The organism is Streptomyces sp. NPDC050147 (assembly GCF_040660195.1).
GTDB lineage: Bacteria > Actinomycetota > Actinomycetes > Streptomycetales > Streptomycetaceae > Streptomyces.
Genome location: NZ_JBFALJ010000001.1, coordinates 663,550 through 676,361 on the forward strand (window position 1 = coordinate 663,550; position 12,812 = coordinate 676,361).

Annotated in this window: 15 protein-coding genes; 6 read left to right on the forward strand and 9 right to left on the reverse strand. The window is 68.2% G+C overall.

All coding sequences use genetic code 11. The features are described 5' to 3' along the window. Nucleotides 1–31: 31 nt before the first annotated feature. Both AB0I94_RS03130 and recO read right to left on the reverse strand, forming a co-directional pair. Entirely contained in the window at nt 32–853 is an 822-nt protein-coding gene (locus AB0I94_RS03130; RefSeq protein WP_363307611.1) for an isoprenyl transferase, read from the reverse strand. Between the two features lie 55 nt (nt 854–908). Then, nucleotides 909–1,661, reverse strand: coding sequence for a DNA repair protein RecO (gene recO / locus AB0I94_RS03135; protein ID WP_363307612.1), 753 nt, complete (start codon nt 1,659–1,661; stop codon nt 909–911). A gap of 122 nt (nt 1,662–1,783) precedes the next feature. On the opposite strand from recO, the gene AB0I94_RS03140 reads away from it, so the two are divergent. Then, nucleotides 1,784–2,461 carry an AIM24 family protein gene (locus AB0I94_RS03140; RefSeq protein WP_363307613.1) on the forward strand — a complete coding sequence of 226 codons (678 nt, stop codon included), beginning with the start codon at nt 1,784–1,786 and terminating at the stop codon, nt 2,459–2,461. Here AB0I94_RS03140 and AB0I94_RS03145 read toward each other — a convergent pair. The 3 genes from AB0I94_RS03145 to AB0I94_RS03155 are packed head-to-tail and all read right to left on the reverse strand — an operon-like array spanning nt 2,458 to nt 3,537. Beyond that, entirely contained in the window at nt 2,458–3,081 is a 624-nt protein-coding gene (locus AB0I94_RS03145; RefSeq protein ID WP_363307614.1) for a DUF1266 domain-containing protein, read from the reverse strand. The two genes, AB0I94_RS03140 and AB0I94_RS03145, sit on opposite strands and share 4 nt — an antisense overlap. A gap of 16 nt (nt 3,082–3,097) precedes the next feature. Beyond that, nucleotides 3,098–3,319 (reverse strand): hypothetical protein, encoded by a 222-nt coding sequence (locus tag AB0I94_RS03150; RefSeq protein WP_363307615.1) that lies wholly within the window; start codon nt 3,317–3,319, stop codon nt 3,098–3,100. Then, nucleotides 3,316–3,537, reverse strand: coding sequence for a hypothetical protein (locus tag AB0I94_RS03155; RefSeq protein ID WP_363307616.1), 222 nt, complete (start codon nt 3,535–3,537; stop codon nt 3,316–3,318). Before AB0I94_RS03155 ends, AB0I94_RS03150 begins: the two co-directional genes overlap by 4 nt. Before the next feature lie 118 nt (nt 3,538–3,655). On the opposite strand from AB0I94_RS03155, the gene AB0I94_RS03160 reads away from it, so the two are divergent. Further along, nucleotides 3,656–4,489: a helix-turn-helix transcriptional regulator gene (locus tag AB0I94_RS03160; protein ID WP_363307617.1), complete on the forward strand. Its 834-nt coding sequence runs from the start codon at nt 3,656–3,658 to the stop codon at nt 4,487–4,489. Beyond that, the gene (locus AB0I94_RS03165; RefSeq protein WP_363307618.1) at nt 4,471–4,755 is read left to right on the forward strand and encodes a DUF397 domain-containing protein; all 285 of its coding nucleotides are present in this window, start codon (nt 4,471–4,473) and stop codon (nt 4,753–4,755) included. Before AB0I94_RS03160 ends, AB0I94_RS03165 begins: the two co-directional genes overlap by 19 nt. Here the strand turns inward: AB0I94_RS03165 and AB0I94_RS03170 are convergent. Both AB0I94_RS03170 and AB0I94_RS03175 read right to left on the reverse strand, forming a co-directional pair. Beyond that, complete coding sequence (locus AB0I94_RS03170) at nt 4,742–6,220, reverse strand: membrane-associated oxidoreductase (RefSeq protein WP_363307619.1); 1,479 nt, start codon at nt 6,218–6,220, stop codon at nt 4,742–4,744. The two genes, AB0I94_RS03165 and AB0I94_RS03170, sit on opposite strands and share 14 nt — an antisense overlap. A gap of 32 nt (nt 6,221–6,252) precedes the next feature. Next, nucleotides 6,253–6,747, reverse strand: a complete 495-nt coding sequence (locus AB0I94_RS03175) for a GNAT family N-acetyltransferase (RefSeq protein WP_363307620.1) — start codon at nt 6,745–6,747, stop codon at nt 6,253–6,255. Nucleotides 6,748–6,885: 138 nt separating this feature from the next. On the opposite strand from AB0I94_RS03175, the gene AB0I94_RS03180 reads away from it, so the two are divergent. Continuing rightward, nucleotides 6,886–7,482, forward strand: coding sequence for a hypothetical protein (locus AB0I94_RS03180; RefSeq protein WP_363307621.1), 597 nt, complete (start codon nt 6,886–6,888; stop codon nt 7,480–7,482). 19 nt (nt 7,483–7,501) lie between these two features. On the opposite strand, the gene AB0I94_RS03185 is transcribed toward AB0I94_RS03180, so the two are convergent. Continuing rightward, nucleotides 7,502–8,095, reverse strand: a complete 594-nt coding sequence (locus AB0I94_RS03185) for a hypothetical protein (RefSeq protein WP_363307622.1) — start codon at nt 8,093–8,095, stop codon at nt 7,502–7,504. A gap of 374 nt (nt 8,096–8,469) precedes the next feature. On the opposite strand from AB0I94_RS03185, the gene AB0I94_RS03190 reads away from it, so the two are divergent. Further along, entirely contained in the window at nt 8,470–8,820 is a 351-nt protein-coding gene (locus tag AB0I94_RS03190; protein ID WP_363307623.1) for a hypothetical protein, read from the forward strand. 235 nt (nt 8,821–9,055) lie between these two features. Here the strand turns inward: AB0I94_RS03190 and AB0I94_RS03195 are convergent, their stop codons facing one another. Next, complete coding sequence (locus AB0I94_RS03195) at nt 9,056–10,927, reverse strand: beta-galactosidase (protein ID WP_363307624.1); 1,872 nt, start codon at nt 10,925–10,927, stop codon at nt 9,056–9,058. A 197-nt stretch (nt 10,928–11,124) separates the two neighbouring features. Between AB0I94_RS03195 and AB0I94_RS03200 the strand changes: the two genes are divergently transcribed. Beyond that, nucleotides 11,125–12,774, forward strand: a complete 1,650-nt coding sequence (locus tag AB0I94_RS03200) for an ABC transporter substrate-binding protein (RefSeq protein ID WP_363307625.1) — start codon at nt 11,125–11,127, stop codon at nt 12,772–12,774. Nucleotides 12,775–12,812 lie beyond the last annotated feature (38 nt).

Below are 12,812 nucleotides of genomic sequence, written 5' to 3' on the forward strand. Positions count from 1 at the left end.
GGGGGCCCCTCACGTACGCATGAACAACTGTCTAACTGTCGGCGATCTGCTGCTCGTTCGGGATCGCCCCGCCGAAGCGGCGGTCGCGCGAGGCGTATTCGAGGCAGGCGCGCCACAGGTCGCGGCGGTCGAAGTCCGGCCACAGCACGTCCTGGAAGACCATCTCGGCGTAAGCGCTCTGCCAGAGAAGGTAGTTGGAGGTGCGCTGCTCCCCGCTCGGGCGCAGGAAGAGGTCGACGTCCGGCATGTCGGGGTAGTACATGTACTTCGCGAAGGTCTTCTCGCTGACCTTGGAGGGGTCGAGCCGCCCCGCCTTCACGTCCTCGGCGATCGCCTGTGCGGCGTCCGCGATCTCCGCACGGCCGCCGTAGTTCATGCAGAAGTACAGGGTGAGCTTGTCGTTGCCCTTGGTCTGCTCCTGGGAGATCTCCAGTTCCCTGGCGACCGACTTCCACAGCTTGGGCATCCGGCCCACCCAGCGCACGCGGATACCGAGCTCGTCCAGCTGGTCGCGGGTCTTGCGGATGAAGTCGCGGTTGAAGTTCATCAGGAACTTCACCTCGTCCGGAGAACGCTTCCAGTTCTCGGTGGAGAAGGCGTAGAGCGAGATCGCCCCGACGCCCATCTCGATGCCGCCCTGCAGCACGTCGAGGACGCGCTCGGCACCGACCTTGTGCCCCTCGGTGCGCGGCAGACCCCGCTCCTTCGCCCAACGCCCGTTGCCGTCCATGACGATCGCCACGTGCTTGGGCACCAGCTCGCCGGGGATCTTCGGCGGTGTGGCGCCCGAGGGGTGCGGCTCGGGGGCCTTGTACTCACGGCGGGACCGTCCGAGGATTCCGCGTCGTGCCATGGGGGGCTCTCTCCTACCTAGCTGTTCTCTGTACCTGACGTGGTACGTGACGTGCTTACGTGGTCTTCTCTACGTACCGCAACGAGCGGAGCCCGCGCTCCAAGTGCCAGTGCAGATAGGCGGAGACGAGCCCGCTGCCCTCCCTGACATGCCGCGCCTCGCACGCGTCCGCCGTCTCCCAGTCTCCGGTGAGCAGCGCGCCGAGCAGGCCGAGGGCTTCCATGGAGGGTACGACGCTGCCGGGCACCCGGCAGTCGACGCAGACGGAGCCGCCCGCGGCGACGGAGAAGAACCGGTTCGGCCCGGGGAGCCCGCACTTCGCGCAGGAGCTGAAGCTGGGTGCGTAACCGTTCACGGCGAGGGAGCGGAGCAGGAACGCGTCGAGGATGAGGTGCGGCTCGTGCTCGCCGTTGGCCAGGGTCCGCAGCCCGCCCACCAGCAGCAGATACTGCTGCACGGCGGGCTCGCCCTCGTGGTCCGTGAACCGCTCGGCGGTCTCCAGCATGGCCGTGCCGGCGGTGTAGCGCGCGTAGTCCGTGACGATTCCGCCACCGTACGGAGCGATCGTCTCACTCTGGGTGCACAACGGGAGTCCGCGGCCGATGAGTTCGCTGCCGCGCGCGAAGAACTGCACGTCGACGTGGGAGAAGGGTTCGAGGCGCGCCCCGAACTTGGACTTCGTGCGCCGCACGCCGCGCGCGACGGCGCGGACCCGGCCGTGACTGCGGGTGAGCAGCGTGATGATGCGGTCCGCCTCACCCAGCTTCTGGGTGCGCAGCACGACGCCGTCATCACGGAACAGACTCATGGGCCCCATTCTCGCGTACGGGGCCGACAGCCGTGGCCGGGGTGGCTCCGGGGCCGTGACCGGATCGGCACCGGCCCGTCCTGACCCCTGGCCATATCACTCACGCCTGCCAAAATGCCCGCATGAAGAGTGAGCTGTTCTCCACGGAGCACATGGCCCAGCAGTCCGTCGCCCCCGGGATGACCCTGCAGAACGCCAAGTCCATCAAGTACGCGGTCAACGGTGAGATGCACGCACGGCAGGGCGCGATGATCGCCTACCGCGGTGATCTTCAGTTCGAGCGCAAGGGCCAGGGCGTGGGCGGCATGCTGAAGCGGGCGATGACCGGTGAGGGTCTTGCGCTCATGGCGGTGCGCGGCCAGGGGGAGGCGTGGTTCGCGCACGAGGCGCAGAACTGCTTCATCGTCGACATCGAGCCGGGCGACGTCCTCACCGTCAACGGCCGCAACGTCCTGTGCTTCGACGCGACGCTCTCCTACGAGATCAAGACGGTGAAGGGCGCGGGCGTCACCGGCGGCGGCCTCTTCAACAGCGTCTTCACCGGCGCCGGGCAGCTCGGCCTGGTCTGCGACGGCAACCCGCTGGTGATCCCGGTGTCGCCGCAGCAGCCGGTGTACGTCGACACGGACGCGGTGGTCGGCTGGACCGCGAACCTGGACACCTCACTGCACCGTTCGCAGTCCGTCGGCTCCATGATCAGGGGCGGTTCCGGCGAAGCGGTGCAGCTGATGCTGCGCGGCGAGGGGTACGTCATCGTGCGCCCGAGCGAGCTGACCCCCTCGAAGCCGCAGCAGCACTAGGCGGGCTGCCGGGCCCGGTCGGGGTGGCTGATCGCTTCCCAGGGGGCGAGGTTCCACGGGCTGGCCCCGTTCGCCGGGTCCAAAAGGGTCTTCAGATGGGCGTCGGAGGCGGCCTGGGGCGCGGGGAAGTCCGCGTCCTCGGTGCCCTGAAGACTGTCCCGCCACACCTTCCTGCCGAGCAGATAGTGGTCGGCGTACTCCTCCCACGAGGAGTACGTCCCCACCACCGTCGGCACGACGTTCTTGAGCCGGTTCCAGGTGTCGGCCTCGCTCAGCATCCCGCAGGCGAAGCCGCGCCGTGAGATGTCCACGTAGAGCGCGATGTCCCAGGCCAGGGGCTCCACCCCGAGCCGCCGCCGGGCCATCGCACGGTAGCCGGTGCTCGCGAGCCCGCTCAGGCGCCCGAGCAGTTGCTCGGGCGCGGTGATCTCCCACTGCTCGGCCAGCCACTTCCGCGCTCTGCCGTCGTCGAGGCGGGTGAACGGATACAGGGTCGTCCGGGAGGCGTCCTTGTCCCGGCTGACCGGCGCGCTCAGCGACACCATCCAGAGCTGGTGCATGGTGAGCGGTGTCGGATACTTGGACTCGACCTTGGGCTTGCTCCACTTCCATATCGCCATGGCGCCGCACCCTATGTCACGGCACTTCCCCCCGGCTTCGGGCGTTCGCGTACGCCGTCGCGGCACGGAGCCGCTCCGAGGCGGTGGCGGTCCTCAGCGCGTCCGGCGAACAGTCCCACTCCCGGCCGCCGCCGAAGGGGCGGAGCTGGACGTAGGGCCCTTCGTGGCCCATGACCCGGCCGACCTGTCCGGTGCGGGTGTCCACGGCGTAGGCGCCGACGGGGAGGTACAGGTTCATGGCGCGACCCCCAGCGCGGCGACCAGCCGAGCGGCCGTCTCGACACGGCATCCGCCCAATTCAATGCGCGGGCAAGGTGCCTCGCGGGCCAAAGATGTGGGGTCGATCCGCAATGACGGCAACGTAATTCCCGCCCGCGCGAGCGCGTTGCGCAATTCTTTCATGGTCTCCTCCGCCTCTGCCACGCATACCGGCGCGTGCGCCTTGTTCTCACCCATCGGGTGGCTCCCCTTTGCCGTCGAATCTCACTCTTCGCATCCCTACGGTGACGGAATCCACCTAGACTCGACAGGAGTCTGTCTCCTACAACTGCGAGGCAGCGGAGGGTGGTTGGCCATGGCCAATGGTTCACGTCAGGCGGCCTGGGAGTTCTTCGGCGCGGAGCTGAAGCGGCGGCGGGAGGATGCGGGGCTTACGCAGGCTGCGCTCGGGGTGCGGGTATTTGTTTCCGGCAGCTATATCGGCCAATTCGAACAGGCTATTCGTAAGCCGCAGTTGGATGTGGCGGAGCGGATCGATGAGGTACTACAAACCGATGGCCTTTTCGAGCGGCTGTGGCGCAAGCTGATTAATGACCAGCCGTTCGCGGAGTACTTCGCGCATGCTGCGGAGCTGGAGAGGCTGGCGACGGAGATCTGTGACTTCGCCCCGGCGGTGGTCCCGGGGCTTCTGCAGACCCCCGAGTACGCGCGAGCGATCTTCCTGGGCAGCAACCCCCTTGCCACCGACGAGTACGTCGAGGAGTTGGTAAGGGCTCGCATGGACCGGACCCTGCTCCTCAAGGACACTGCAAAGCCCATGTATTGGGCGATCCTCCACGAGGCCGTGCTGTGTGTACCGGTCGGCGGGCCCGCCACGATGGCCGGGCAGCTCGATCGCATTGCGGCGATGATGCGCGAGCGCAGGGTGATGGTCCAGGTGCTCCCCTTCGCGGCCGGAGCGTACTCGCCGATGGGCAAGATGATGCGGCTCATGGAGTTCGAGGACGCGCCGCCAACTGTCTATACAGAAGCCGTGCTTTCGGGGAACTTGCTGGACGATCCGGCTGTGGTGAAGCGGACGAGGTCGTCTTACGATCAGCTCAGGGCCGTCGCGTTGTCGCCGGAGGCGTCCCTGGACCTGATCGATTCGGCGTCGGAGGAATTCAGACGATGCGCGAGTACGACTTGAGCAACGCCAGCTGGCGCAAGAGCAGTCACAGCGGCGGGGACGGCGGGGAGGAGTGCATAGAGGTCGCCTACGACTTCATCGGCGCCGCCCGCTGGCGCAAGAGCAGCTACAGCAATGGCGAGGGCGGCAGCTGCGTCGAGGTAGCCGACGGAGTCCCCGGCATCGTCCCCGTACGGGACAGCAAGGACCCCCAGGGCCCCGCCCTGCTGATCAACGCCCCCGCCTGGCAGGCGTTCGTGACCGGGGTGCGCGCTACTGGCGGCTGATCGCCCGCGTGATGCCCGCCGCGATCGTCGTGGCGAGGGTCCAGCCCATGATGACCAGGGCATACCCCAACCACTGATACGGCCCCCGCGAGGCGTACGCGTGCTCCTGGCCGAAGTCGATGATCGGGAGCAGCAGGTCCAGCGCGTAGAAGACGGAGTTGAACTCCGGGGCCTCGTCCGGCTTCAGCGCCACCGGCTCCCGCACGGCGTACGCGACGGAGCCGATCAGCAGGAGCGAGAAGAGCCAGGCCGCCGCCCGCGTGGGCCGGAAGCCGTAGCCGACGGTGGCGTCCTGGAGGTACCCCCAGGCCTTGGCGTACCAAGGCAGGGTGGTGCGGTGGCGGCGCTGCTTGGCGAGTTGGACCTTGCGCGCGGCGGCATCGTCCCCGATCCGGCGGTAGGAGGCGGCCAGTTGCTCGTACGCGTACGGGACATAGCCGTCGGAATCACGTCCCAGGATCTGAAGCCGACGCTCGGCAGGCTCGTGCGGGTCGAGCGTGGTGTAGGTCAGGCCGTCGAGGCGAACCGCGTCCGGCCAGCTCTCCGGAGAGATGTGCAGGAGGTCGAGCCGAGAGCGTCGCAGGGTGACGGAGCCCTCGATGGGGGCGGCCTCCCGCAACCACAGTTCGCCGACGGCGAGGCTGCTGGCGCGAAGGGCCATGCCGCCGGGGTTGGACAGGCGCGCGTAGGCGAAATTGAGCTGGCCCGGTATCCGGGCGCCCCGCAGGTTGATCCGTCCCCGCGCGGTGAGCCGCATCGCATGCAGATCGGTGCCGCCGCTCAAGTTCGAAGCGTGCAGGGCCGTGCCACCTGGATTATTGAGGACCGCATCGTCGAACGTGATGTTCCCGGCGACCACGGCACCCGCGAGGCGGACCATCCCGTGGGCGGTGAAGCCTTGGTCGGCGGTCAGGTCGTCGTCGATGGTGACGCGATTGAGGGCCAGGATGGGCTGATCGGGGTCGACGGCCGCACCTTCCTCACCCAGCTGCGCCCTGTCGAGGAAAAGAGCTCCGGAGATTCGGGCGCCGCCGAGCCGGACGTTTCCCCGGACGCGGACCCCGGTCATCCGCAGCGAGCCGTCGACCCGCAGTCCGACGCCATACAGACCGGGAAACACGGACCAGCCGAGGTTCAGCTGCCGTAACTGCGCTCCGTAGACGTCCAGTTCCTCGTCGAAGTAACAGGCCCAGAGATGGATCGCCCCCGCGACCTCCGCGTACTCAAGGTCGAGCTTGCCCGTGATGCGGGCGCCGTGCAGTCGCAGCACGGGCGTCTCGCCTTCCTGGCGTGGCCCGTCGATGAGCAGAGCGCGCAGCACCTCGGCCCGCACGGTCCGCTCAGGACCCCAGTCGGCGCCGAGATCGGCGGGTTCCCTGTGCCGCTCCCGGAAGTCGACGGCCCGCCCCAGCGGGAAGGCGTTCCACACCTCCCGCTCGGCCTCGCTCAGATCGCTGATCTCCACCGGCGCGACTCTGGTGCGAGGCGGATCACGTGTCAACCAGCCGCCGTGTCACGGCGATAGCGCACCTCGGTCCGCCCCTGCCCGTCGGCGTCCACCTCGCCCACGACCACGAACCCCGCACGGACAAGCACCGCCCGCGACCCGGCGTTGTCGGCGTCCGTCGCCGCCCGCAGCGCGCGCAGCCCGTACTCGCTGCCCGCGAGTCCGCACACCTGCCGTACGGCGGACGTGGCGAGCCCGCGGCCCGCGGCGCTCTCCGCGATGCGATAGCCCAGCTCGGCCTCGCCGTCCGTCACATCGACGAGGTTGACCCGGCCGACCACCGCGCCCTCGCCATCCACCAGTACGTGGAAGTGACAGGTCCCGGCGGCCTGTTCGGCGAGCAGGGAAGCGTGCCGTACGTCGAACTCGGTGAAGTAGGCGTCGCCACGGTCGGGCACGTACTTCGCGAAGTAGGTCCGGTTCTCGCGTTCGAAGGCGAGCAGGGCGGGAGCGTGGTCGGCGCGCAGGCGCTGGAGTTCGGGCATGACGGAAAACTAGCCGCGGGTCCGCGGTCGCCGCCTCGCATTTTCGGTCCCGGTGGGCGGCCCGGTCTTGGCGCTCTCGCTGTCAGTGCCGGACGGTAACGTCCGTCGTCCCGAACCGTCCCCCACCGAGGAGATGCCGTGGACGACGCCATGGGTAGTGCCTACTCGCCCATACCCGAGCTGAATCTGCTCAAGGAGTTCCACGACGGGCCCGGGAAAGCGGGCTTCGCCGACGGGTTCGAGATGTACGCGTACGGGTGGCGCGACGCCGGCCTCGTCCAGTGGCTGGACATGACCGACTCCCCGGAGTTGCGGGTCCGCCTGGACCGGCTCGTGCCCTTCGCCCAGGCCACCGGTTCCGGGTCGTTCTACGCGCTGTGGCGCTGTGACGACCGCGCCGATCTCGCGACGCTGCCCGTCGTCCTCTTCGGGGACGAGGGCGACCTCGACGTCGTCGCCTCCGGGCTGCGGGACCTGTTCCGCCTGCTGGCCATCGACCACGAGTGGTACCTCCCCGAGTGGGAGTGGGACGCCGACGAAGAGCACAGCCCGGGGCACGGGGAGTATCTCGACTGGCTGGAGGAGAGGTTCGGCCTCACCGCGCCCGAGGACGGCGACCTCATCATCGACCGCGCACGGGACGAATACGGCATGCGCTTCATGGAGTGGCTCCTGGAGTTCTGCCCCGAGTACGTGGTCGACGCGCTCCGGGAGAACCTCGACCTCGACGGGTAGCTGTGTTAGCCGTGTCCCACTACTTCTTGACCGGCGGGCAGTAGCCGGTGTCCGCGCCGATGCTGTTGATCTCGGCGTTCGACCGCGAGTCGCCGGCGTAGTTGATCTGGTCGGTGCAGCTGACACCGGGCTTGTTCGGGGTGCCCGACGGCTTGTTCCCCTTCTCGGGCGTGGGGCAGGTGCCGGTGTCGGCGCCGATGCTGTTGATCTCCGCGTTCGACCGGGGGTCGTCCGCGTAGTTGATCTGGTCCGTGCAGCTCTTCCCGGTCTTCTCGGGGGCTGCCGACGGCTTGTTCCCCTTCACCGGCGTGGGGCAGGTGCCGGTGTCCGCGCCGATGCTGTTGATCTCGGCGTTCGACCGAGGGTCACCCGCGTAGTTGATCTGGTCCGTGCAGCTCTTCCCGGACTTGGCCGGCGTGCCCGACGACTTGCCGTCGGCGGAGTCCCCGCCGGTCTCGCCGGTCTTGGACGCGGAAGTGGGCGCGGAAGAGGACGCGGAGGACGAGGAGGCGTCGTTTCCGCCGCTCTGGCAGGCGGTGAGCCCGAACGCGGCGACGGCGATCACCATGGCGGCAGCGGCCTTGCGGGCGTGGAGGAGGGTGGAGTGCGACATGTTCTTCCCGTTCAGTCAGTGGTGCGGGCTCGGCAGAACCAGACTGTCGGTCGCTGCTGATGATCTACCGACGTCTGACTAACGCCTCGCTAACGTCCGACGAGCCAGGTGTCCGGCCGGCCACACGACCCCTCGGGGAACCAACGCGATCGCCTCGTGACGGGTCAGGACGGCCGGTTGACGGTTGACGGTGAGAAGCAGCACGCACGTGACGTAGGCGCGTGTTGGGGAAATGTTGGGCCATACCGCGAGGATGCACCCGCAGGGGCGAACTTGTTTTTTCGCCCTCGCCCTTGGCCTGAAAACGCCTCGAAGCTATGGCTATGGCACCGCTGTGGGCTGTAGCGCGCGAAGAACCAAAGAAAAGGCAACACATGACGAAGCACAGGATCGCCGCCCGACTCGCCAGCGTGGCCGCTGTCGGCGCTGCGATCGTGGGTGGCACCGTGGCGCTCGCGCCGACCGCCTCCGCGGTCGGCTCCAGCGCCTGCACCAAGAATGTCGCCAACTACGACACCCAGACTGACACCACCGTCAAGTTCCGCACTGGCCCCGGTACTGGCTACACGGCGAAGGGCACGGTGGGCGAAGGCCGCTGGGTGTACGTCACCTGCACCGCCAAGGCCGGCACGTGGGCCTTCCTGAAGGTCACCAGCGGCCCGCACAAGGGGGAGACCGGCTGGATCGCCTACAAGTACCTCGCTGTTCCCATGCAGACGAGCTGACGAGCGCGGCCGAACGGCCGGGCCCCGCAAGGGCCTGACGCCCAGGCGGGCCCGGGGGAGCCTTCTCCCCCGGGCCCCCCTGCGGTCAACGGCCCGCCGACGGCTGACAGTTGCAGTAAAGTCCCACGCGGATGCTTCTTGACCAGAGGGTTTCCCCTTCTGGTCTGGGACTTTTCTTCAGAGCGACCGCCATGGGTGATCCGGGCAAGAGCGAGCGGGATTAGTCCTGCGGGGGTCAGCCGCGGAGCACGTCCACCGACCAGTCCCGGGTGTCCAGCCGAACATGCACCCGCTCCCCATCCGCCGTCACCCGCGTCCGCGCCTGCACCCCCTCGGGGAGGTCCGGCAGGACCGGCTCCACCCCGCACTCCGCGCGCACCCGGTCAAAAAGTTCCCGCATCTCCTTCGGGGCGGGGCGCGTGCCCAAGTACCAGGCCACGCCCTCGCCGTAGGGGTGGCGGGTCACCGTCGGGGTGCCCTCGGCGGACGTGGTCACCGCTTCCGCGCCTTCCAGGTGGATCTCCTCCGACCACGTGCCGTCCGGTCCCGGGTCGAACTCCTCCACCCGCAGGCCGAGGAGTTCGCGGAAGGGGGCGGGGTATCCGCCGAGGTGGACGCGGTCGTGTTCGTCCACGATTCCGGAGAAGTAGGACATCACCAGAGTGCCGCCGCCGTGGGCGTACGCACGGATTCGTGCCGCGGTCTCCTTCGTCACCGAGTAAAGATTGGGGACCAGGAGCAGGCGATACTCGGTGAAGTCCCCGTCCACCGGGACCACGTCGCAGGCCACCGACGCGTCGTACAGCGGCTTGTGGTGGGCCAGGGCCGCCTCCAGGAACGTGACGTCGGCGCTCGGGTGCGCGTCCAGTTCCAGCGCCCACCAGCTGGGCCAGTCCATGAGCAGCGCCGCGTCCGCCCGCTCGGGCGTCGCGCCGAGCAGCTCGGGGTGCGCTGCCAGTTCCGCGCCCAGTTCACGCACCTCGCGGAAGATCCGCGTCTGCCTGCCTCCGTGCGGCACCATCGCCGAGTGGAACTTCTCCGCTCCCCCGCGCGACTGCCGCCACTGGAAGAACAGCACCGAGTCCGCGCCGTGCGCCACCGCCTGCCAGCTGTCCAGGCGCATCCGGCCCGGTGGCTTCCTGCCGTTGCGCTCACGCCAGTTCACGGCGCCCGGCGCCTGTTCCAGAAGCAGCCACGGCCGGCCGCTCTTCAGGCCGCGCATGACGTCGTACGAGAAGGCCGTTCGGTGGAGTGAAGCCGGATCGTGCGGGTCGGGGTACGAGTCGTACGACACCACGTCCAGGTGCGGTGCCCACGCGAACAGGTCCAGCGTCTTCGCCACCGGCACGAAGTTCGTCGTGACGGGGATGTGCGGGGTGATGCGGGTCAGGACCTCCTTCTCCGCCAGGTAGCACGCGAGGAGTTCGTCGGAGGAGAAGCGCCAGTAGTCGAGCTGCTGGGCCGGGTTGCGGAACGACGGGGCCTTGCGAGGGGTGTGGATCTCCTCGAAGGTGCCGTAGCGCTGCGACCAGAAGTCCGTCGACCATGCGTCGTTGAGGCGTTCCACCGTGCCGTACCGCTCCCGCAGCCATCCGCGGAACGCCGCCGTCGACACCTCGCAGTGGCAGTGGCGTGAGATGTGGCAGCCGTATTCGTTGCCGATGTGCCAGAGGGCGAGCGCGGGGTGCTCGCCGTACCGCGCGGCCAGGCGCTCGGTGAGGCGTACGGCGTGCGTGCGGTACGTCGGGCTCGACGGACACCAGTGCTGGCGGGCCCCCGGGTGCAGGCGGACCCCGTCCTGCGTCATCGGGAGGGTCTCCGGGTGCAGGCGCGTCAGCCATGGCGGCGGGGACGCCGTCATCGTCGCCAGGCTCACCGCGACGCCCGCCTCCGCGAGACGGTCCAGGTGGCCGTCCAGCCAAGTGAAGTCGTACGTGCCCGGGGCCGGCTCCGTCTTCGCCCAGGAGAAGATCCCGAGCGTCACCAGATTCACCCCCGCCTCGCGCATCAGCTCGGCGTCCTCCGCGTGGACTTCGGGGCCCCACTGCTCGGGGTTGTAGTCGCCGCCGTAGCCGAGCGCCGGCAGGCGCGAACGGAAGCGGTCCATGCCCTGACACTCACCCATGTCATCCGACCTTTCATCTCGACGAGGCGCCACGCACGGGCCTCGGCCGGCACGGTCGGCGACGTACTGCGCGTATCGACGCGTAACGGCACGTCCAGAGCCTTGACCGGCCCCCCGGCCCCTCTTATCGTCGCCACGCCACCATGACGTAGGACGTGGGATCTCTCAAGGGAGACACAGTGAGCGACCTGAAGACCAGCCGCGGCTCCACCGGCCCCACATCGGACCGTCGGGCCTTCCTCAAGTACACCGGTGCGCTGGGCGCCGCCGCCGCCATCACCACCACGCTCTCCGCCTGCTCGTCGGGGCCCGAGTCCACGAACGAGGCCGGAGACGGCGACGGCAAGGGCGGCGACTCGACCCTCACCGCCGTCATCGGCTATGGAAACGACGGCAGTTGGGACCCCACGCAGACCGCGTCCGCCTTCGCGATGGCCGGCAACGAACACATCTACGAGGGCCTCCTGGGCACCGACCCCCTCACCCGTGAGCCGTACGCCGCGCTCGCCACGGAGATCCCCACCGACGACAAGGCGACCACCTGGAAGTTCACGCTGCGGCCCGGAGCCAGGTGGCACGACGGGAAGCCGGTGACCGCCGACGACGTGGTGTTCGTCTTCGACCGCATCCTGGACCCGAAGACGCAGACCCTGGCCAAGGGCTTCTTCGAGAGCTGGCTGAAGGAGGTCAAGAAGGTCGACGCGACCTCCGTCGAGCTCACCCTCAAGTTCCCCTTCCCGGACGGCCTGGCCCGCCTCTCCCTCGCCAAGATCATGCCGAAGCACGTCTTCTCCAAGCCGGGCGCCTGGGACGACGCGACCAAGGGCAAGGCGGTGGGCTCGGGACCGTACAAGATGGCGTCGCACGCCCCGAAGTCCAACACCACCTTTGAGGCCTTCGACGACTACAACGGCCCCCGCAAGGCCGCCTTCAAGAAGATGAACTGGCTGACCATCGTGGACGCCGCCCCCCGCGTCGCGAAGATCTCCGGCGGCAGCGCGGACTCGGAGATCGCGGACAACATCCCGTACGCCAATATCGAGCAGCTCAAGAAGGGCGGGCTCACCGTCGAGGGCGGCGCGGGGATGAACAACCTGTTCCTGATGTTCAACACCGCTCACAAGCCCTTCGACGACGTACGCGTGCGCCAGGCGCTGCACTATGCCATCGACACCGAGAAGATGATCGAGGTCGCCCTCAAGGGTCATGGCAAGGCGTCGACTTCGTTCCTCAACGAGTCCAACCCCGCCTACCGCCCGGCGAAGACGGTCTACGCGTACGACCCGAAGAAGGCGAAGAAGCTTCTGGAGGAGGCCGGGGTCAAGGACCTGTCGGTCGATCTCATGGCGGTGAACGTGAGTTGGATCGTCGACTGCCTGCCGACCATCAAGGCCTCGTGGGACGCGATCGGCGTCAAGACGACGCTGGACCCGCAGGAGACCACGGCCGTCTTCACCAAGATGGACCAGAAGAAGGACTACCAGATCGTCGCGGCCGCATCGAACCCCAACCAGTTCGGCATCGACCCCGACCTGATCATGCACTACAACTACGGGCCCGAGAACCTGTGGATGGGCTACGCCCGTTGGGCGGACAACTCCGTGGCCAAGAAGCTCTTCAAGGACATGGACCAGGCGACGCGCGAGCCGGACGCGACCAAGAAGAAGGCCATGGTCCAGGAGTACATCGACACCGTCGCCGAGCAGGCGGTGATCTATCCGGTCGTCCACAACGAGCTGATGACCGCCTGGGACCCGAAGAAGCTCACCGGCATCAAGGCCCAGCCCTATCCGGGCATCAATCTCCTCCAGGCCAAGTGGGCCGACTAGCCGCTCAGGGAACCAGCCTTCCAGCAAGACCGTGGGGA